This window comes from Micromonospora sp. NRRL B-16802 (assembly GCF_001279555.1).
GTDB classification, from domain to species: domain Bacteria; phylum Actinomycetota; class Actinomycetes; order Mycobacteriales; family Micromonosporaceae; genus Micromonospora; species Micromonospora profundi.
This window is the reverse complement of record NZ_LGEB01000086.1, coordinates 1-18982: the sequence shown is the minus strand read 5'-3', so window position 1 is coordinate 18982 and position 18982 is coordinate 1. Positions and strand designations below refer to the sequence as shown.

17 protein-coding genes and 1 tRNA gene are annotated in these 18982 nt (G+C 70.0%); 6 read left to right on the top strand and 12 right to left on the bottom strand.

All coding sequences use genetic code 11. The features are described 5' to 3' along the window. Positions 1-136: 136 nt before the first annotated feature. Entirely contained in the window at positions 137-364 is a 228-nt protein-coding gene (locus ADK66_RS23180; RefSeq protein WP_157552853.1) for a hypothetical protein, read from the top strand. Between the two features lie 38 nt (positions 365-402). Here the strand turns inward: ADK66_RS23180 and ADK66_RS23175 are convergent, their stop codons facing one another. Continuing rightward, positions 403-1083, bottom strand: coding sequence for a TetR/AcrR family transcriptional regulator (locus tag ADK66_RS23175; RefSeq protein WP_053658752.1), 681 nt, complete (start codon positions 1081-1083; stop codon positions 403-405). A gap of 310 nt (positions 1084-1393) precedes the next feature. Here ADK66_RS23175 and ADK66_RS23170 point away from each other — a divergent pair, with 310 nt between their 5' ends. Together ADK66_RS23170 and ADK66_RS23165 are read left to right on the top strand one after the other, a co-directional pair. Then, positions 1394-2413: an SMP-30/gluconolactonase/LRE family protein gene (locus ADK66_RS23170; RefSeq protein WP_167946118.1), complete on the top strand. Its 1020-nt coding sequence runs from the start codon at positions 1394-1396 to the stop codon at positions 2411-2413. A 133-nt stretch (positions 2414-2546) separates the two neighbouring features. Beyond that, positions 2547-2822: a tyrosine-type recombinase/integrase gene (locus ADK66_RS23165; protein ID WP_082377617.1), complete on the top strand. Its 276-nt coding sequence runs from the start codon at positions 2547-2549 to the stop codon at positions 2820-2822. A 55-nt stretch (positions 2823-2877) separates the two neighbouring features. Here ADK66_RS23165 and ADK66_RS23160 read toward each other — a convergent pair. Next, positions 2878-2951 (bottom strand) — tRNA-Thr (locus ADK66_RS23160). 134 nt (positions 2952-3085) lie between these two features. On the opposite strand from ADK66_RS23160, the gene ADK66_RS23155 reads away from it, so the two are divergent. Next, a complete protein-coding gene (locus tag ADK66_RS23155; protein WP_209274651.1) occupies positions 3086-4846 on the top strand; it encodes a metallophosphoesterase in 1761 nt (586 codons plus the stop codon). Between the two features lie 38 nt (positions 4847-4884). Here ADK66_RS23155 and ADK66_RS23150 read toward each other — a convergent pair whose 3' ends face one another. From ADK66_RS23150 to tmk, 8 genes are all read right to left on the bottom strand, one after another. Beyond that, positions 4885-5283, bottom strand: a complete 399-nt coding sequence (locus ADK66_RS23150; RefSeq protein WP_053658745.1) for a hypothetical protein — start codon at positions 5281-5283, stop codon at positions 4885-4887. Between the two features lie 290 nt (positions 5284-5573). Further along, on the bottom strand, positions 5574-6077 hold the full coding sequence (locus ADK66_RS23145) for an AAA family ATPase (RefSeq protein ID WP_053658743.1): 504 nt from the start codon (positions 6075-6077) through the stop codon (positions 5574-5576). A 39-nt stretch (positions 6078-6116) separates the two neighbouring features. Beyond that, positions 6117-6977: a regulatory iron-sulfur-containing complex subunit RicT gene (locus tag ADK66_RS23140; RefSeq protein WP_053658741.1), complete on the bottom strand. Its 861-nt coding sequence runs from the start codon at positions 6975-6977 to the stop codon at positions 6117-6119. A 110-nt stretch (positions 6978-7087) separates the two neighbouring features. Then, positions 7088-7768 (bottom strand): hypothetical protein, encoded by a 681-nt coding sequence (locus tag ADK66_RS23135; RefSeq protein ID WP_053659407.1) that lies wholly within the window; start codon positions 7766-7768, stop codon positions 7088-7090. Further along, positions 7768-8073 carry a hypothetical protein gene (locus tag ADK66_RS23130; RefSeq protein ID WP_053658739.1) on the bottom strand — a complete coding sequence of 102 codons (306 nt, stop codon included), beginning with the start codon at positions 8071-8073 and terminating at the stop codon, positions 7768-7770. Before ADK66_RS23130 ends, ADK66_RS23135 begins: the two co-directional genes overlap by 1 nt. 1 nt (position 8074) lies before the next feature. Further along, on the bottom strand, positions 8075-8404 hold the full coding sequence (locus ADK66_RS23125) for a YbaB/EbfC family nucleoid-associated protein (RefSeq protein WP_053659404.1): 330 nt from the start codon (positions 8402-8404) through the stop codon (positions 8075-8077). Between the two features lie 143 nt (positions 8405-8547). Continuing rightward, positions 8548-9819 carry a DNA polymerase III subunit delta' gene (locus ADK66_RS23120; RefSeq protein WP_053658737.1) on the bottom strand — a complete coding sequence of 424 codons (1272 nt, stop codon included), beginning with the start codon at positions 9817-9819 and terminating at the stop codon, positions 8548-8550. After that, complete coding sequence (gene tmk / locus ADK66_RS23115; protein ID WP_053659402.1) at positions 9819-11882, bottom strand: dTMP kinase; 2064 nt, start codon at positions 11880-11882, stop codon at positions 9819-9821. The genes ADK66_RS23120 and tmk overlap by 1 nt, the downstream gene beginning before the upstream one ends. 344 nt (positions 11883-12226) lie before the next feature. Here tmk and ADK66_RS23110 point away from each other — a divergent pair, with 344 nt between their 5' ends. Then, positions 12227-13435, top strand: coding sequence for an amino acid deaminase/aldolase (locus ADK66_RS23110; RefSeq protein ID WP_053658736.1), 1209 nt, complete (start codon positions 12227-12229; stop codon positions 13433-13435). Positions 13436-13475: 40 nt separating this feature from the next. Here the strand turns inward: ADK66_RS23110 and ADK66_RS23105 are convergent, their stop codons facing one another. After that, positions 13476-14078, bottom strand: coding sequence for a TetR family transcriptional regulator (locus ADK66_RS23105; protein WP_053658734.1), 603 nt, complete (start codon positions 14076-14078; stop codon positions 13476-13478). A gap of 226 nt (positions 14079-14304) precedes the next feature. On the opposite strand from ADK66_RS23105, the gene ADK66_RS23100 reads away from it, so the two are divergent. Beyond that, complete coding sequence (locus tag ADK66_RS23100; RefSeq protein WP_053658732.1) at positions 14305-15621, top strand: D-arabinono-1,4-lactone oxidase; 1317 nt, start codon at positions 14305-14307, stop codon at positions 15619-15621. A 76-nt stretch (positions 15622-15697) separates the two neighbouring features. On the opposite strand, the gene topA is transcribed toward ADK66_RS23100, so the two are convergent. Continuing rightward, a complete protein-coding gene (topA, locus tag ADK66_RS23095) occupies positions 15698-18553 on the bottom strand; it encodes a type I DNA topoisomerase (protein ID WP_053658729.1) in 2856 nt (951 codons plus the stop codon). Between the last annotated feature and the right edge of the window lie 429 nt (positions 18554-18982).

The window sequence follows — 18982 nt, the reverse complement described above, 5'->3', positions numbered from 1 at the left end:
CTGAACCCTGGCGGTGGAGGACAAAGAGGCTGCGGTGACGGCGTAGCTACTCGGCTACAAGAGCGGATCTCCTCGTCGGGGGCCGGTGGACGGCCCGGCGCTCCTGGGCGTGCCGGCCTCGGTGACGGTCGTTTTGATGACGGCCGCTATCCGTCGTTCGATGGCCCTGCTGTTGGTGGGTGCCGTCGTGATGGGAGTGCTGTTTATCCCGTGTGGCGGCCTGGCATTTTTCATCGACCACGAGGGGATGGACGGGGCCAGCTTAGATTCATGGGCATTGGTCGCCCATCTGGTCGGCATGTTCCTCGCCTTGCCCGCTGCGGTCATTGCGGGTTGGCTGCACTGCCGCGACAGCCGACACTGAGGCCCGGTGTGGCCGGACGGCCCGGCGGGAGAGGGCGTCTATTCGGCGCAGGAGGCGCCGGATCCGAGGTTGGTCATTGCGTTCCATAGCTCACTCTCGGTCAGTGGCGGCACGGGCAGTGGGTGCGCGCGGTCGGCGCGGAAGGCGTCGAGCATCAGGTAGAGGTGGCGACGCCACGCGTCGGGTCGTACGTCGCGGGTGGCGGCGGCGATACGGCTGTGTGACCAGATGACGAAGGCCAGGTCCTCGGGGGTCAGGTCGGCCCGCAGCATCCCCTGGTCCTGCGCACGTTGCATGGCCTGTCGGGCGAGGCCACGAATGCGCATGAGCTGCTCTTCGATGTAGCCGGACACGGGTAGGCGCATCGAGGCCAGGTCGTTCATGCCGCGGTCGTCGGCCTGCAGTTCGCACATCGCCTCGAGATACCGGACGAAGCCGACCCACGGATCGTCCGCGGCGACCGCCTCCTCTGCCGCGGCGGCCCAGGCGCGGAACTTCTCCTCGAAGGCCGCTTGAACCAGGTCGAGACGGGTGTTGAAGTGCCGGTACAGGGTGCCGATGGCCAGTCCGGCCGCCTTCGCGATGCCCTCCAGCGGTGCTTCCAGACCCTCTCTGGCGAAGGCGTCCGCAGCCGCCGCGAGCAGCGCTGCGCGGTTCCGTTGCGCGTCGCGCCGGAGCGTGCGGGTCGGACTCGCGGGTGATGCCGATGCTGCCTCCATGTGACGAACCTATCAAGTCGAGGCAACCCTCATCTTGCTAGCCTCGAACATGAGGGGACCCTCCGGTTCGCCCGCCTCATCCCGGCAGCCACGGGATGAGCCCTCGAAACTGTGTCAACCAGGAGCAGAGGAGCGCGAAAGCGGGACGGATTTCAGGCAGGACGGCGATCGTGACCGGCGGCGCCATGGGCATGGGAGGCGCCACCGCCTGGGAGCCGGTCAACCGCAGCACGGATTTCGACGACTAGCGGTCGCTGATCTGAGGGACTGCCGGACAGACAAGAAGCAGCAGAGAACAAAGGAGCGAAGGATGGATTGGACGAAGACAACGGCGTTGGCCTCGATAGCCGTGATGACCGTCAGCGCGTTTCCCGTTGCGGCGCAGGCGTCATCGGGAACCGCACACAGTAAGCACCGGGTGGTCGCCACGTTCGACGCCGCGCGAGGCGAGAATCCCGAGAACATCCTGGTGGACAGGGACGGCACGATCTATCTGACAATGCTGTTCGCACACTCCGTCGTCAGGATCACTCCGGACGGTCGGCGTACGTCGGTCGTACTTCCGGGAGACCGCGCCCTGGGCATCGCACGCGATCCCCGGACCGGCGCCCTCAACGTGGCGGTCAAGAGGGACGAGCCGGCCGAGGCGGCGATCTGGACGGTGCCCGAGAACGCCTTCCACTCCACCGGCAAACCGGTGCGCTCGGTGGTCCTGCCGTCCACAGCGCTCCCCAACAGCATCGCGTACGACAAGAAGGGCACTCTCTACGCGGCCGACATCCAGGGCTCGGTGTGGCGCGTCGAACCCGGACAGCGCGAGGTCCGCAAGCCGTGGCTCACACATCCGTTGCTCGAGCCCACGGGCGAGATGTACGCCGGGGCCCCGATGCCCGGCGCCAACGGCCTCAAGATTCGCGGCAGCGCGGTCTACGTGGCGAACACCGCGCGGGGCACTCTGGTCCGCGTACCCGTTGCGAATGACCGCCCGGGCACGCCCAAGATCGTTCACCGCAACCTGAGGACCATCGACGACTTCGCCTTCGACGAGGAAGGCAACGTGTACGCCGCGCTCAACACGGTCGACCGCGTCGTCCGGGTGGCCCCCACCGGACGGGTGACCACACTACTGACCCACGCCAGTGCCGGCCTGCAGAACCCGACGTCGGTCGCGCTCAGCGACCCGCGCCACGGCCGCACGCGCCTGTACGTCAACAGTTCGGCCTTCGCCGCTAAAGACCCGCATCCCGCCCTGCTCGAACTGCGGCTGTCAACGTGGCCGGCCACGACCGTCGATACGACATCCAGGTGGGCGCACAACCGGGCAGCGTAACGCCCGAGCATGACCAGGGCGGTTCGGTCGCAGTAGCCGGCCGAACCACCCGAACACGTGCCGGAACCGCTGCCGCCGCACAGTGCGACTTCGCACGTAATCAGGTCGGCCCCAGCCGGCGAGGGAGGCGCCGCTGCGGCGAGCGGGGGTCGCTGACGCGAAGCTGCACGCCGCCCGGCACACCGCCGGCACCATGATGGTCGCCTCTGGCACCGACACTCGGATCGTGCAGGAGATCCTCGGGCACACGCAGATCACGACCACACAGATCTATGTGGATATGGCGCAGAAGGTGAAGCGGGAGGCGGTCGACCGGGCGGTGTCCGCGCTGATGGATGGAGCCTGGCGGCGCTACTGCAACGCGATGCTGCAACGGAGCGCCCGAACGGCTGATCTCCGGGAGGTATGAGAGAGGCCCCGTGACCGTGGCGTTTCGCCTGGTCACGGGGCCTTTCTTCTTTCCGAGCCGCCTGACGGAATCGAACCGTCGACCTACGCATTACGAGTGCGTCGCTCTAGCCGACTGAGCTAAGGCGGCAACGATCAGCAAGTGTACGGCACCGCCGGCCGAGGACCGCACGGGATACCCCCGCCCCGCTCACTGCCACTAACCGGACAACGAATGCCATCTGGACGTTTACCGGACAGCGGATCACCGGAAGCGGCATTAGGCTGCGGCGGGTGAGCGACGATCACACCCCTCGCACCCCCGACCCGACGGACGCCCGCCCCGATCCCGTACCCGCCGACGAGCGGGCCACCCACCGGCCGCGCTCCACGGACCCGCTGGAATTGGGCTTCACCCCGCGCAAGCCGGTGCCGTGGCTGGCCCCGTTCCTGCTGATCAGCACGGGTATCCGGACGTTGCTGGCGATGCTGTTCGGGGCGTACCTGGACAAGCGTGAGTTGCAGAACGCGTTCGGCGACGGTGTCTTCCGCCAGGCCGGTCCGGACGGCGGTCTGTGGCTCGACTACGTGGCTGACCTGGGCGACGGCTTCAACGCCACCTACTCGGTGGCGTACCTGCTGGCGCAGCCGGAACTGACTGTGGACGGGCACCGGTTGCCCCGCGCGCAGACCCTGGTGATGGGCGGCGACCAGGTGTACCCGTCGGCTGCCTACGCCGAGTATGAGAACCGGTGCAAAGGCCCCTACCAGGCCGCGCTGCCGGTGGCGCCGCCGGAGCAGCCGACGCTGTTCGCGGTGCCCGGCAACCACGACTGGTACGACGGTCTGACCGCTTTCCTGCGGTTGTTCGTCCGCTCCCGGGACCGGAACTTCGGCGGCTGGGGCACCGGGCAGTCGCGGTCGTACTTCGCTGTGGAGTTGCCTGCCGGCTGGTGGCTGCTCGGCGTTGACGACCAGTCCGGCTCGTACCTGGACGACCCGCAGCTTGCGTACTTCGACGAGGTGGCCCGGCGACTCGGCCCGGAGTCGAAGGTCATCATCGCGGCGCCGGCGCCGACGTGGGTCAAGGCCGCCGACCATCCGACGGCGTACGACTCCATCGACTACTTCATCCGCACGATCATCGACCCGACCGGGGCGAAGGTTCGGCTGCTGCTCTCCGGCGACCTGCACCACTACGCCCGCTACACGGGAACCGACCGCCAGCTGATCACCTGTGGCGGCGGTGGCGCGTACCTGTATCCCACCCACAAGCTGCCGGAGCGCCTTGAGGTGCCGCCGCGCGACACGTTGGCGCGAAAAGCCAGCCGCGCTCGGCCGTACGACCTCGCGGCCCGCTATCCGGACGCGGCCCGTTCCCGCCGCTACGGCTGGGGCATCTTCGCCCGGCTGCCGTTGCGCAACCCGGGCTTCACCACACTGCTCGGCACCCTGCACACGTTGCTGATGCTGGCCATGGCCGGCGCGACCGCCAACTGGACCGACGCCACCGGGCAGCGCCTGTTCAGCGTTCCGTTGGTGGCGATGGTGCTGGTCACTGTGGCGGCCGCGGTCCTTTTCGCCCAGCCGCCCAACGCGAGCGGCAAGAGACACGTACGGCACTGGATCCTCGGCGTCAGCCACGGCGTGGCGCACGTGGCGCTGGCCGCTGCCGGCACCTGGGCGTGGCTGGCGCTGCCGTTCTACGACTGGCCGTGGCCGCTTCCGGCCGTTGCGGCGGTGGTGCTGTACGGCCCGGTGATCGGGTTGGTGTCCAGCCAGCTCGTGGCGGCGTACCTGCTGGTGGCGGGGTCTTTCGGGGTGAACGTCAACGAGCTGTTCGCCGGGCAGGGCATCGAGGACTCCAAGTCGTTTCTCCGGTTGCGCATCGACCCGGACGGCACGCTGACCATCTATCCGATCGGTGTGGACCGGGTTGCGCGCGACTGGCAGGTCAACCCCGACCAGTCCCCCACAGCGAGCTGGCTGACCCCGAAGACGCAGCTGACCCCACGCCTGGCCGAACCCCCGGTCACCCTTCACTGACGTGGCCAGTGAAGGGTGACCGGGTCATCGATCACCTGTCACGTATAGGGATTGTCATGCCACGAACCGCAGGCCGAGGGCGTCTTCTTACCCAACCCGTCGCCATCGGCACAGATCTGCAGGCTCAGGATGTCGAAGCCGGTCGAGAAGGGACCGGTGCTGCGCGTCTTCGTCGTGCCGCACCCGAGGTCGTTCAACAGGCCGTGGTACGAGGTGAAAATCCCTTCCACTTTTCGCAACCCCACGTCACCCCAGGCGGAGGCGGCGTTGCATTTGGTATCGGCCACGGTGAAGGTGAGCGACACCATCTGCTTACCATGGAAAGTCCAGACGACTTTCACGTTGGCCCCGCCGTCGTGGCTGACCCAACTGGTGCCGGCCTGCGCAGGCGTGATCAGCGCGACCAGCAGGCTGAGTGCACCAGCGGCGACCACCACGAGCCGCCTCAATAACGTTTGCGACCTTCTCCCGGATAACCTTTCGGACGCACCCTGACTGACCGGCATCGCATTTCCTCCTGCTCGGCTGGGCAGCTACCTGCCGTAGCCGCCCCCTGCCGAACAGCATGGCGACGCAGCCTTTCCAAAAGTTTTCCATCCGCATGCCAGTTCTAATGACGATCATGGATGCGGCTTTCCCAGGCCGCAATGACCATCACCTCGGGTGTGGTGACCCGGCTGCCCACTGCCGGGGCGCCCTACTGGAAGCGCCGGTACAGAGCGTGCTCTCACTTGCTCGGAGCCAGCATTACTCGACGAAGGATTTCATCGACGACGCTCGCGAGAGGTGCGGTGGCGTCGAGCACGACGCCATTCCTCGGCACGTCTTCCTTCGTTCGATGCAATCGCACGATGAGTGCGCGTTCCGCCGGTCTTCCGCCCCACTCCTCTTCCGGCCGCCCGTCAAGCCGCCGATTCAATGTGTCCAGGTCGACGTCGAGGACGAAGACGCCGTCGAACAGGTCGATGAACTTCGGGAAGTTCCGTGAACCACCGCAGAAGAAGGTCACCGGCTCGTCATGCTTGTCGACCAGGGCTCTCACGTCGTACACCCGCCAGATGTGATTCTCGTGCCCGAGACCATCCAACGGCTCACCGGTTTCCGGGTCGCCTTGATAAGCCAGTTCCCGGTCACCGTTGATGGCATGATAGCCGCGTCGCCGCAATTCTTTGCATACTGAAGTCTTGCCGGTGCAGGAAACTCCTTCAATCAGATAGTTTCGCACGCCCATCGCGGGATGGTAACAGCTGCCACCGCGACGGCTGCTCGATCATTTCGTTACGCCCGCAGGACCTGACTGGTCACGGCCTTCGTAGGCGCGGCGGGAGCCGCAGACGTCCGCGCGGGAGCACATGGAGCGCGAGCCGTCGGCGTCCAGGCGAACGTTCACCGCGTCTCTCGGGACGCTGTGGCCGACCACGCGGCCCTCCCCTTCCGGGGTGGTGACGCGGGCGCCGATCGCCGGGGCGGACTCCTGAAATCTGGAGTACAAAGGGTGCTCGTACTTGAGACAGCACATCAGCCGGCCACACGCGCCCGAGATGCGCAGCGGGTTCAGCGGCAGGTCCTGGTCCTTTGCCATCCGGATGGTCACCGGCTCGAAGTCGTTGAGGAACGTGGCGCAGCACAGATCGCGCCCACACGAGCCGATGCCGCCCTGGACGCGGGCGGAGTCCCGGGCGCTGAGTTGGCGCAGCTCGACCCGGCAGTGCAGGGTGGCGCCCAGGTCGCGGACCAGGGAGCGGAAGTCCACCCGGTGCGGGGCGGTGAAGTAGACGGTGCTGCGCTCACCACCGCCGTCGGCGGAGGCGAGCACGTGGTCGACGGCCACCACCTTCATGGGCAGGCCATGTGCCCGGATCAGCCGCTTCGCGGCCACCTTGGCCTCGGCCTTACGCCGACGCAGCGCCTCGTCCCGGCTCAGGTCGTCGTCGCCCGCCAGCCCGACCAGTCGGGGGAAGCCGTCAGTCTCCTCGGTCACCCACTGGGCGGCCCAGACGCACTCGGCCACCTCGGGCCCGTCGTCGGTGGGCACCAGCACCTTGTCGCCCACCTGTGGGCGCAGCTCGCCCGGGTCGAGGTAGTAGAGGCGCCCGTACCGGTTGAAGCTGACCGCGCAGAGCATGCCCATTGCTCCACCCTACGACGGACCATGGCCCTACCGCGCGCCGGCTGTCGCCGAACGATTACGCCGCGCTCGCATCGACGACCGCTTGTCCAGTGCGCAACGGCGGTTGCTGGTTACCAGCCGACCCTTGTGGGCTGGTCGTAGCGGGGCCGGCCGCTCACCGTCGGCCGCCAGGTGGACTCGGCAAGGCTCGGCGCCCACTGGCGCAGCAACGTCTCGACACCGTCGTACGCCACGGAGAGCACCGCCAGCACCCGCGCGGCGATCTCGGCCGCGTCGGCCACACCTGGCCCGACGGGCTCGATGCGGCGCGGTGGGCCAGCGGCGGTGGCGGCGACCACGGCGACCGCCTCGGCCGAGCGCAGCACGTCGGCCAGGGTGCGGGCCAGTGCGAGCCGGCTGCCCTCCACCCAGTCGGCGAGCGCGTCCGCGTACCCGGCCGTGGATTCCAGTCGCCCGACCAGGCTCTCCGGGCCGTCGTCGAGGTGGTGCAGCAGCGCCGCGCGTTCCTGCCCGTACGCCGTGGCTGCCGGACCCGCCCAGAGCACCGGGTCGGTGAGCGTGGCGCTGACGTCGTCGTACCCCCGGACGAGCCTGCGCACCGCGTGCCCGGCGCTGGCGAGCGGCGTGGGGTGCAGGTCGAGGAAGCCCCGGACGGCGTCGCCCGGCAGCACCTGCATCCGGCGCAGCAGCGGCCAGACCCGGTGCCCCTCGGGAACGCCTGCGGCGAGCAACGCGTCGACACGGCGCAGCAGGTCGAGGCCGGGTTCGGCGAGCCTGTCCAGCGGGTCCATCACCGCTCCCCGCTGATCCGGCGTCGGGCGGCCCTGTCGACGTCGCTGTAACGGTCGGCGGCCTCGCGGATCGCCGCTGCGGCGGAGGCCAGCCGGTGCGCCGCGGCCCGTGCCTCGCGAGCACGGTCGTCGGTGGCGGCGACCCACTGCCGGTGCAGCGCACGGCCGATTTCGCCTGGTCGGCCCGGGGCGTCCGTACCGAACGCGACCTGGGCCGGGTCGCTGGCGGTGACCCGGTGCGACAGGGTGGTGAGCGTGGCGCTCGCCTCGTCCAGTCGGGCGGAGAGCGCGCGCAGTGCCTCCATCTCAGGCCCCCGCGAGTGGTCGGTAGGCGGCGAACGTCTCGTTGTGCAGCTTCTCGCGGGCCCACTCGGCGGCGTCGGCCGCCGCGGTGACCGCTGCCTGCACGGAGCCGGCCACGTCGCGTGGACTGCGGGAGTGCAGCGGCCCGAGGAACCGGACGTCGGTGATCCGGCCGCCGGCGGTGACCACCACCTCGACGAGCCCGTCCGGCGAACGCACGGTGACCTCGACGGTCGACACCGCCTGGTCGAACTCGGCCTGGAGCGATTCGATGCGGCGGTAGCGTCGCACCGCCTCCTCGATCCAGGCTTCGTCGATCTCCCCCCGCGGCATCGGCGACTCCTCCCGGATGGCCCTCACTGAGCGTGCTGCGACCGTCACCACGGCACACCGGACCGTACCGCACAGCAATCGCACGTGTCGATGGCCTGTGGATGAACGGTCCGGCGGACGGGACCACGGCCGATTGCTGCGGGTCAGCCCTTCCAGAGGGCGAGCATCATCGCCTCGACCGCGATCCGCGGCTTGACGTTCGCCTCGATGGCCGCCCGGCAGGCGAGCACGGCCTCCAGCCGGCGTAGCGACCCCTCGGCGTCCCACTTCTGGGCGCCCGCGCCGGCCATCGCGGCGGTGTCGGTGTGCACAGGGTCGACCGGCGCGCGCAGCGCCATGGTGAGCGCATCCCGGTAGAAGCCCGCCAGGTCGACAAGCGCCCGATCCAGCGCGTCGCGCTGGGCCCGGGTGGCCCGCGACTTCTGCCGCTTCTCCAACTCCTTGAGCTGCCCGGCCGCGCCGCGCATCGCGCCGGCCGCGCCCCGGCCGGTGCCGCCCGCGCCGAGCGCCCGCTCAAGCGCGGTCCGCTCGGTCGTGTCGGCCTCGGACACCGACGCCTCAGCCTCGGCCTCGGCGGCCTCGATCAGCGCGGACGCCGCGTCGAACGCCGCGCCGACACCGGTCAGCCGACGCGGTACGGCGAGCACCGCCTCACGTCGCTTGCGGGCCTCCGGATCGCGGGCCAGCCGGCGGGCCCGACCCACGTGACCCTGCGCGGCGGCCGCCGCCCACCGCGCCACGTCGGGCGCCACGCCGTCCCGACGGACCAGCACCTCGGCCACCGCCGCGGCCGGCGGCTGCCGCAGGGGTACGACCCGGCAGCGCGACCGGATGGTCACCGAGACGTCGTCCGGGTGGGTGGACGGCGCGCAGAGCAGGAAGACGGTACGCGGTGGAGGCTCCTCGATCGCCTTGAGCAGCGCGTTGCCGGCGGCCTCGGTGAGCCGGTCGGCGTCGGAGATGACCACCACCTGCCAGCGCCCACCGGACGGGGTGCTGGCGGCCCGGAGCACCAGAGCGCGCATGTCGTTGACGCCGATGGAGAGCCCTTCCGGCTCCACAAGCCGGACGTCGGCGTGGGTGCCGCCCATCGTGGTGTGGCAGCCGGGGCACTCGCCACAGCCGGTGCCGTGCACGCACTGCAGAGCGGCGGCGAAGGCACGCGCGGCGACCGAGCGGCCCGAGCCGGGTGGCCCGGTGAAGATCCACGCGTGGGTCATCCCGGTGGACACATCAGGCCCACCGGGCACGGCGGCGGCCTCGGGCTCGTCGCCGCCGCTGGGGCCGGCGGGGAGCAGCGCGGGTGCACGGTCGGCCGCTGCGGCGCGCAGCACGGCTGCTGCCGCGGCGGCGGCCCGGCGCAGCTCGACCACCGCCTCGTCCTGACCGACAAGGTCGGCGAAGACGTCAGGCATCAGGTCTTGTGCTCCATCGTCACCAGCTCCGCGTCGGATAACTCGGGCTGTACCGAGGTGTCCGGGCCCTGCGCCGGGCGGGGGTGCACGATGCCGCCAGGCCTGCCGAGCATCTCCTCGACACGCCGCACCACCAGGCCGGTGATCTCATCGGCCGGGCGGGACGCGTCGAGCACCAGGTAGCGCTTCGGGTCGGCGGCGGCGAGGTCGAGGAAGGCGTAACGGACACGCTCGTGGAAGGCGATCGACTCCGCCTCCAGCCGGTCGACGTCCCCGCTGCGGGAGACCACCCGGGACAGGCCCGTGTGCGGCTCGACGTCGAGCAACACCACCAGGTCAGGCTTGAGCCCGCCGGTGGCCCAGGAGGAGAGCCAGGAGACCTCGTCGACAGGGAGCGTGCGTCCGGCGCCCTGGTACGCGAGCGACGAGTCGACGTACCTGTCGCTGATCACCACACCGCCGCGGACCAGTGCGGGCCGGACCACAGCGGCCACATGGTGCGCCCGGTCGGCGGCGTAGAGCAGTGCCTCGGCACGCGGGGAGGGCGCATCGTCGCCTGAGGTGTCGAGCACCAGCGACCGGATCCGTTTACCGACGGTGGTCGCCCCCGGTTCGCGGGTGACAACGACGTCGTGCCCCTGGTCGCGCAGCCGCTCGGCGAGCGCGGCGAGCTGGGTGGACTTGCCGGCGCCCTCGCCGCCCTCGAACACCACGAACAGCCCGGCGGAGACGAACGGCTCGGACGGCATCAGCGGACGGCCCCGGATCGAGCCCCACAGGTCGGCGAGGACGGGGACGCCCTTCTTGTCGTCCATCTGGCCGAACGCGCTGATACCGGCGAAGATGCCGGCGGCGCCGGCGGCCAGCAGCAGCAGGCGGGTCGACGAGATGGAGATGCCCAGGTCGGCGATCTCCAGCTTGCGCGAGCCACCGACACCGGCGAGCAGGCTGCTCAGCGCGATGGCCAGGATCAGCACCAGGCGGGTGCCGATCTGCACCACGGCGAAGACCCGGCCGCGTACCTCGTCCTTGATCTCGCCGCCGAGCAGGGTGGTGCCGGCCAGGAAGGCCATGCCCGCGCCGGCGCCGACCAGCACCGCGCCGACGATCGCCATGGACAGGTGGATGGCGAAGGCGAGGGTCATCACGGCGGCGCTGGCCAGCACGATGCTCATGCCGAACCAGCGACGCCGGGACATGTCCTTGACGATCATCGGGCCGAGGCCGATGCCGAGCGCCAGGCCGACGAAGATGGCACCGAAGAGCAGCGAGAACGCGGCGTCGCCGGCACCCAGCGAACTGGCGAAGAACTTCGCCGTACCGATGACGATGCCGCCGCCGGCGAAAGCGCCGAGGATGCCGAGGACCAGCCCGCGTACCAGCGGGGTCTGGCCGATGAACTGCCAGCCCTCCTTGAACTGGCGCAGCATGCTCTGCTCTTGGCGGTCGCCCTCGGCGGTCTGCCCCTGGCTGATCTCCTTGATGCCGAACGCGACGACAAGGGCGGTGGCCAGCCGGGAGAACGAGTTGAACCAGAGCGCCAACTGGGCCGGTTCGGCCCAGTTCGGGAACTCGCCTCCGGTGATGCCCCGGACGCTGCGGTCCAGTACGGCGCTGACCAGCGCGGCGAGCACCGGGGTGAGGCCGTAGGTGGTGATCAGCGTGAGCTGGTTGGCCGCTTCCAGCCGGGCGCGCGGGATCAGGTTGGGGACGGCGGCTTCCTTGGCCGGAATCCAGATCAGCGTGATCGACTCGATCAGGAAGGTGGCGATTGTCGCCCACGCGACCACCATCCCGCCGCTGGCGCCGGCCAGCGCCACCATCGGGATGGAGGCGAAGAGCACGAACCGGAGCAGGTCGCAGATGACCATCGTCCAGCGGCGGTCGAACCGGTCGGCGAGCACGCCGGCCACCGGGCCGAGCACCAGGGCCGGGAGCAGCCGGATGGCGATCACGCCACCGAACACCGCGCCCTGCGCGGTGCTGCCCTGCACCTGGGAGGCGGCGAAGACCGAGGTGGCCAGCAGGCCGAGCCAGTCACCGAAGGACGCGGCGCCGAGCACGATCCAGAGCCGCCGGAACGGCTGGATCCGCAGTACGGAGCGGATGGCCGCGTAGCCGGACGGATCTCCCTGGGCAGCACTGGTCTGGTTGGCGGCGCTGCCCGACTGGTCACCCGGGCGCGACACGCCGGGCGACTCGCCGCTGTTCTGGCTTTCGATGGCCGTACCTCCACGTGCCGGCCCATCGCTGGGCACCTCCGGTGGAACACTCTAGACCCGGTGGGGGGCCGCCCCACCGGCGACATTCTCCTGCTCGCTGAGCCTAGGCCGCCGAAGGTACCGTCCGCAGCCCAGGCGTACGCGAGGGTATTTCGCATTCACCGCCGGACAGTTAGCGTGCACACGTGGCCATCGAGAGCGACAAACTCCGCGAGCGCCTGGACCGGGCGACCGACCACCTCGACCCGCCGTACGCAGTGGTGGATCTCACCGCCTTCGACGCGAACGCGGCCGCGTTGACAGACCGCGCCGCAGGCAAACCGCTCCGGCTGGCGAGCAAGTCGGTCCGCAGCCGGGAGTTGATCAGCCGAGCGCTCGCCCGGCCCGGCTGGCGGGGCGTGATGGCGTTCACCCTCCCCGAGGCGATCTGGCTGGTCCGCGCCGGAGTCAGCGACGACGTGCTGCTCGCCTACCCGAGCGCGGACCGGGCGTCGCTCGCCGAGTTGGCCGCCGACCCGACCCTCGCCGCCGCGATCACCCTCATGATCGACAGCACCGGGCAGCTCGACCTCATCGACGCCGTCCGCGCCCCCGGTCAGCGCGCCGAGCTGCGGCTCTGCCTGGACCTGGACGCCTCCTGGCGACCGCTGCGGGGTCGGGTCCACGTCGGCGTACGCCGCTCACCGGTGCACAGCGCCCGAGCAGCCGGCGCGCTCGCCGCCACCGTCACCGGTCGGGCCGGCTTCCGGCTGGTCGGCCTGATGTCGTACGAGGCGCAGATCGCCGGCTTGGGCGACGCGCCGCCCGGGCAGACGCTGCTGGCCGGCGCGATCAGGCTGGCCCAGCGCGGGTCGTACCGCGAGTTGCTGGCCCGCCGGGGTGCGGCGGTGGCAGCGGTACGCGAACACGCGGACCTGGAGTTCGTCAACGGCGGCGGCACCGGCAGCGTGGCCGCGACAAGCGCCGATCCCGCGGTCACCGAGGTCACCGCGGGATCGGGCCTGTACGGGCCGACACTGTTCGACGCCTACCGTGCCTGGCGCCCCACCCCGGCGGCGTTCTTCGCCTGCGCTGTGGTCCGCCGCCCGACGCCCGAGCTGGCGACAGTGCTCGGCGGCGGGTGGATCGCCTCCGGACCGGCCGCCGACAGCCGGCTCCCCCGGCCGTGGTTGCCGGCCGGCCTGAAGCTGGTCGGGACCGAGGGCGCCGGCGAGGTGCAGACCCCGCTGTCCGGTGCGGCGGCGAGCACCCTGAACATCGGCGACCGGGTGTGGTTCCGGCACGCCAAAGCCGGCGAGCTGTGCGAACGGGTGAACGAACTGCACCTGGTGGAGGGGGATGCGGTCGTGGCGACCGTTCCCACCTACCGGGGCGAGGGCCATGCCTTCCTGTGACGCGCCAGGGCAGCGCGCGGTCACCGCGGACCGGGCCGCCTCAGGCTGGCTGGGCCGCCTCGACCGGAACGGCGACGGGACGGCCGCTGTCCGGGCCGTCGACCTGGCGGTGCAGATATTCCCGGATCAGCGCCTTCGCCTCGAGCAACACCCGATCGTCGCCGTCGGACTTCCGGCGGAACGCGAGCTTGATCAGCGCGTCGGCCGCCTCCACCGCGATCTCCAGGACGAAGCGCAGCTTCGGCACATCGGTGAGCCCGAAACGTTCGGTGAGCACCCGGGCCAACTGGTCGGCGATCACGCCGTTGTTGTCCCGCTGCTCATCGAGCAGGTGCAGGTCGACCACGTCGCCGAAGTGCAGAGTACGGAAACCGGGGACGGTGCGGTGCATCGTGATGTACTCGTCGATCCCCGCGTCGACACCGTCCCACCAGTGGGTCATCTCGTCGGATGCGAAGCGCTCGTCGAGCCGCTGAAGGTACGACTCCATCGTGCGCAGGGTCAGCGCCTGCACGATCGCCCGCTTGTCCGGAAAGAACTGGTAGACCGAACCGATCGCCACTTCGGCCCGCTCAGCGAGCAGGGTAGTGGTCAGTCCCTCGTACCCCACCTCGTCGACGAGTTCGGCGCAGGCATCCAACATGCGCTGGACCCGCGCGACACTTCGACCCTGCACCGGTACGCGGCGCAGCGGCCCGGTCGTGGCGGCTGGTGTGGACACTCGGCGCCACCCCCCTTCGACGGATGAACATATCTTCATGTCACGAGTCCGTGACTACCGGTACAACGAGCGGACTGCAATTGCGGTATTTACCAGGTACAACGTTCCTGATATGAAGTCAGTTCATATTCATGATTGAGGAGCCCGCATGGCCGGCACCGCATCGCTTCCCGCCCGCTGGTCAAACTGGGCCGGCAACCAGCGTGGCACCGCCACCGCGATCCTGCGCCCCGGCTCGCCGAGCGATGTCGCCGAAGCCGTCCGTGCCACCGCCGCCGCCGGAGGCCGGATCCGCGTCGCCGGTAGCGGCCACTCGTTCACAGCCATTGCCCTGGCCGACGACCGGCGGATGGAACTGTCCGAGTTGGAGACCACCGTCAGCGTCGACGTCGAGCGGCGACTGGTCACCGTACCGGCGGGAACGACTCTGCAAGCGCTCAACGGGCTGCTCGCCCGGCACCGCCTCGCAATGCCCAACCTCGGCGACATCGACGCGCAGACGGTGGCCGGGGCGATCTCCACCGGCACCCACGGCACCGGCGCCGCATACGGCTGCCTCTCCACGTTCGTCGAGGCGCTCACCCTCGTCACCGGCACCGGCGAACTGCTGCACTGCTCCGCCGACGAGAACCCCGACATCTTCGCCGCAGCCCGGGTGTCCCTCGGCGCGCTCGGCGTCCTCGTCGACGTGACGCTGCGCTGCGTGGACGCCTTCGTCCTGCACGCCCACGAACGCCCCGCCGAACTCGCCGACGTGCTCGGCGAACTGCCGGCACTCATCGACAGGCACGACCACGTCGAGTTCTACTGGTTCCCCTACACGACCCGAGCCCAGGTCAAAGCCAACGACCGGGTACCCGCCAACGACCGTCCGCTACCCCGGTGGCGCGGCTGGCTGGACGACGACTTCCTGTCCAACACCGTCTTCGCCGGCGCCTGCCGCCTCGGCCGCGCCGTGCCCGCGCTGGCACCCGGCATCAGCGCCGTCTCCGCCCGCGCGCTCACCGAACGGCGCTACACCGACCGCTCCGACCGGGTCTTCTGCACGCCGCGCCGGGTCCGCTTCGTCGAAATGGAGTACGGCCTGCCCCGCGAGGCGCTGACAGAGGCGCTGACCGCGCTCCGGCGCATCATCGACGGCCTGCCGTTCAAGGTGCTCTTCCCCGTCGAGGTGCGGTTCACCGCCGCCGACGACATCTGGCTGTCGCACGGGTACGGCAGGGACTCCGCGTACATCGCCGTGCACCAGTACGTCGGCACACCGTACGAGCCGTACTTCCGGGCCTTCGAGAAGGTGGCCGCCGAGCTGGGCGGTCGCCCGCACTGGGGCAAGCTGCACTACCGCGACGCGGAGTCGCTGGCCGCCGCGTACCCCCGCTTCACCGACTTCCAGGCGATCCGCGACCGGCTGGACCCCGACCGCGTCTTCACAAACCCCCACCTGACCCACGTCCTCGGCGCCTAGGGTGCCCGAGATCTTGGAAGGAAGCAGCCCTTGGAGGGGCGTGTTCCTTCCAAGGGCTCCAGGAAGGCGAGGCCTACTACTCGGTGCTGGTGGTGGCCTTGCGCGGGGCGGCCTTTTTGGCCGGGGTCTTCTTCGCCGCGGTGTTCGCCTTGGCTGTCGTGGCCTTCTTAGCAGCTGTGGACTTGCTGGCGGCAGCCGTCTTCTTGGTGGCCGTTGCCTTCTTCGCCACTGCCTTCTTGGCCGGAGCCTTCTTGGCCGCCGCCTTCTTCTTCGGCGCCGGACCCTTCGCCCGCTTCTCGGCCAGCATCTCCGAGGCTTCCTCGATGCTCAACGCCTCCGGGGTCTGCCCACGGCGCAGCGACGCGTTGAACTCCCCGTCGGTGACGTACGGGCCGAAGCGGCCGTCCTTGATCACCAGCGGCTTCTCGGTCAGCGGGTCGACGCCCATCTCACGCAGCGGCGGCGCGGCGGCCCGCCGTCCACGGGTCTTCGGAGCCGCCAGCAGGGCCAGCGCCTCGTCCAGGCTGACCGTGAACATCTGCTCCTCGGACTCCAGCGACCGGAACTCCTCGCCCTGCTTCACGTACGGGCCGTAGCGGCCGTTGTTGGCGAACACCTCGACGCCGTCCGGCGCGACGCCCACCAACCGGGGCAGGCTGAGCAGCTTGAGGGCCTGCTCCAGGGTGAGCGAGTCCGGGGTCTGCGAACGCAGCAGCGACGACTTCCGCTCGCCACTGGACACGTACGGGCCGAAGCGGCCGGACTTGAGCACGATCGGCTCGCCGGTGGCCGGGTCGTCACCGAGCTTGCGCTCGCCGCTGCCACCGAGGAACAGCTCGTGCACCTTCTCCGGGGTCAGCTCGTCGGGGGCCAGGCCCTCGGGGATCGGCGCCCGGTCGCCCTGGGCACCGCCCTCCTCGCCGTCACCGGAGGCGGCCGGCGTCGGCTGCTCACCGCCGGGCAGCTCCCGCTGGAGGTACGGCCCATAGCGGCCGACCCGAACCACGACCTCGCGGCCGTCGTCGTCGGTGAACAGCGGGATGGAGTTGACGCTGCGGGCGTCGATCTCGCTGAGGTTCTCGGTGACAAGCTTCTTGAGCCCACCCGAACGGGCGATGCCCTGGTCGCCGGCACCGTTTGAGCTGCCGAAGTAGAACGCGGTCAGGAAGTCGACAGCGGCGTGATCCCCGCCGGCGATCTCGTCCAGCTCGTTCTCCATCGTGGCCGTGAAGTCGTAGTCGATGAGGCGGGGATAGTGCCGCTCCATCAGCCCGATCACGGCGAACGCCAGGAAGGTAGGGATCATCGCCTGGCCGCGCTTGGTGACGTACCCCCGGTCCTGGATCGTCTGCATGATCGACGCATAGGTGGACGGGCGGCCGATGCCCAGCTCTTCCAGGGCCTTGACCAGCGACGCCTCGGTGTAGCGCGACGGCGGCTGGGTGTGGTGACCCTGCGCCGCAAGCTCGTCGGCGGTCAGCGGCTGGTCCTTGACCAGGGTCGGCAGCCGGCGCTCGGCATCCTCGGCCTCGGCGTTCTCGTCATCGGAGGACTCGACGTACGCGCGCAGGAAGCCTGGATCGGTGATGGTCTTGCCGGTGGCGCCGAAGTCCGCCTCTTCCTGGGAGGTGGAGACCGCGCGGATGCGCACCGAGACGCTGGAGCCGACCGCGTCGGTCATCTGCGAGGCGATGGTGCGCCGCCAGATCAGCTCGTAGAGCTTGAACTCCTCGGCGGACAACTCCTTGGCCACCTCGCCCGGGGTGCGGAAGTTGTCCCCCGCCGGGCGGATCGCCTCGTGCGCCTCCTGCGCGTTCTTCACCTTGCCGGTGTATCGGCGCGGCTCCGGCGGCACGCTGCGCTCGCCGTACAGCTCGACGATCTGCCGGCGGGCCGCCGAGATGGCGGTCTCCGACAGGTTCACCGAGTCGGTACGCATATAGGTGATGTAGCCGTTCTCGTAGAGCCGCTGCGCGGTGCGCATCGTCTGCTGCGAGGACAGGCGCAGCTTGCGGGCCGCCTCCTGCTGAAGCGTGGAGGTGATGAACGGCGCGTACGGGCGACGGCGGTAGGGCTTCTCCTCGACGCGGGTGACAGTGAACGGCCGCCCCTCCAGCCGGGCGGCGAGCCCTCGGGCGCCGCCCTCGTCGAGGTGCACAACGCCGGCGCCGGGCTTCACCTTGCCGGTGGTCGGCTCGAAGTCCTTACCCGTGGCGATCCGGTCACCGTTGAGCGCGACGAGGGTGGCGTTGAAGGTGCGCGGCCCCTCACCGGCGTTCGCCACGGCGAGGGTGGCCAGGATGTCCCAGTATTCGGCGGTGCGGAACGCCATCCGCTGCCGCTCCCGCTCGACCACGATGCGGGTCGCCACGGACTGCACACGGCCCGCCGAGAGCTTCGGCATGACCTTCTTCCACAGCACCGGGGAGACCTCGTAGCCGTAGAGCCGGTCGAGGATCCGCCGCGCCTCCTGGGCGTCGACAAGGTCGCGGTCGATCTCCCGGGGGTTGGCCACCGCCGCCTGGATCGCCGGCTTGGTGATCTCGTGGAAGACCATCCGCTTGACCGGCACCTTGGGCTTGAGCGTCTCGACGAGGTGCCAGGCGATCGCCTCGCCCTCGCGGTCCTCATCCGTGGCCAGGAAGATCTCGTCGACCTCCTTGGCCAGCTTCATCAGCTTGCTGATCTGCTGCTTGCGGTCGGCGGAGACGACGTAGAGCGCGTGGAAGCCGTTGTCGACGTCCACCCCGAGGCGGGCCCACGGCTCACCCTTGTACTTGGCCGGCACGTCGGCGGCGTTGCGCGGCAGGTCGCGGACGTGACCGAAGCTGGCCTCCACGACGTACCCCGGGCCGAGGTAGCCCGAGATCGTCTTGGCCTTCGCCGGTGACTCGACGATGACCAGACGGGTGGTTCCAGCTTTGCTCGGCACGTCTCTGTCGACCTCACTCCTGCTCGTGGCCTGCCGGTGCCCGAGAAGCGACCGTTCTCGACCCCGCCGTGGCACCGGCGGTCCGGATGTCCAACGTAACGCGCCGCCCACGTTTCAGGTTTCGCGGGCGGCAAACCGCTCGGGCGCGGCGGTGAAGTCCCGCCCCACCGCGCTCAGCACTGCCGGACGGCGCCACCGTACACCGTGAGTAGGGCTCGAAGCGGGTCACTGTGACGATGGCGGGCCCTCAACAACCCGCCCCCGCTGAAATCCAACCCCCCGCTGTCCAACACCAGACAGACGCGAATCCACGCCCCCGCCTCGTCGATCATGGACTTGTGGTGGGCGTTTTCACCCCGGAAGAGAAGTACGTCCACCACCACAACTCCATGACCGACGGGGGGGCGGGGGCGGGGGCGGGGGCGGGGC

Bases quoted from the DNA above. Each gene is read 5' to 3' on its own strand.
- ADK66_RS23180 (WP_157552853.1), top strand. From the start codon at position 137: ATGACGGCCGCTATCCGTCGTTCGATGGCCCTGCTGTTGGTGGGTGCC.
- ADK66_RS23175 (WP_053658752.1), bottom strand. From the start codon at position 1,083: ATGGAGGCAGCATCGGCATCACCCGCGAGTCCGACCCGCACGCTCCGG.
- ADK66_RS23170 (WP_167946118.1), top strand. From the start codon at position 1,394: ATGGATTGGACGAAGACAACGGCGTTGGCCTCGATAGCCGTGATGACC.
- ADK66_RS23145 (WP_053658743.1), bottom strand. From the start codon at position 6,077: ATGGGCGTGCGAAACTATCTGATTGAAGGAGTTTCCTGCACCGGCAAG.
- ADK66_RS23140 (WP_053658741.1), bottom strand. From the start codon at position 6,977: ATGGGCATGCTCTGCGCGGTCAGCTTCAACCGGTACGGGCGCCTCTAC.
- ADK66_RS23135 (WP_053659407.1), bottom strand. From the start codon at position 7,768: ATGGACCCGCTGGACAGGCTCGCCGAACCCGGCCTCGACCTGCTGCGC.
- ADK66_RS23130 (WP_053658739.1), bottom strand. From the start codon at position 8,073: ATGGAGGCACTGCGCGCGCTCTCCGCCCGACTGGACGAGGCGAGCGCC.
- ADK66_RS23125 (WP_053659404.1), bottom strand. From the start codon at position 8,404: ATGCCGCGGGGGGAGATCGACGAAGCCTGGATCGAGGAGGCGGTGCGA.
- ADK66_RS23120 (WP_053658737.1), bottom strand. From the start codon at position 9,819: ATGCCTGACGTCTTCGCCGACCTTGTCGGTCAGGACGAGGCGGTGGTC.
- ADK66_RS23105 (WP_053658734.1), bottom strand. From the start codon at position 14,078: ATGTTGGATGCCTGCGCCGAACTCGTCGACGAGGTGGGGTACGAGGGA.
- ADK66_RS23100 (WP_053658732.1), top strand. From the start codon at position 14,305: ATGGCCGGCACCGCATCGCTTCCCGCCCGCTGGTCAAACTGGGCCGGC.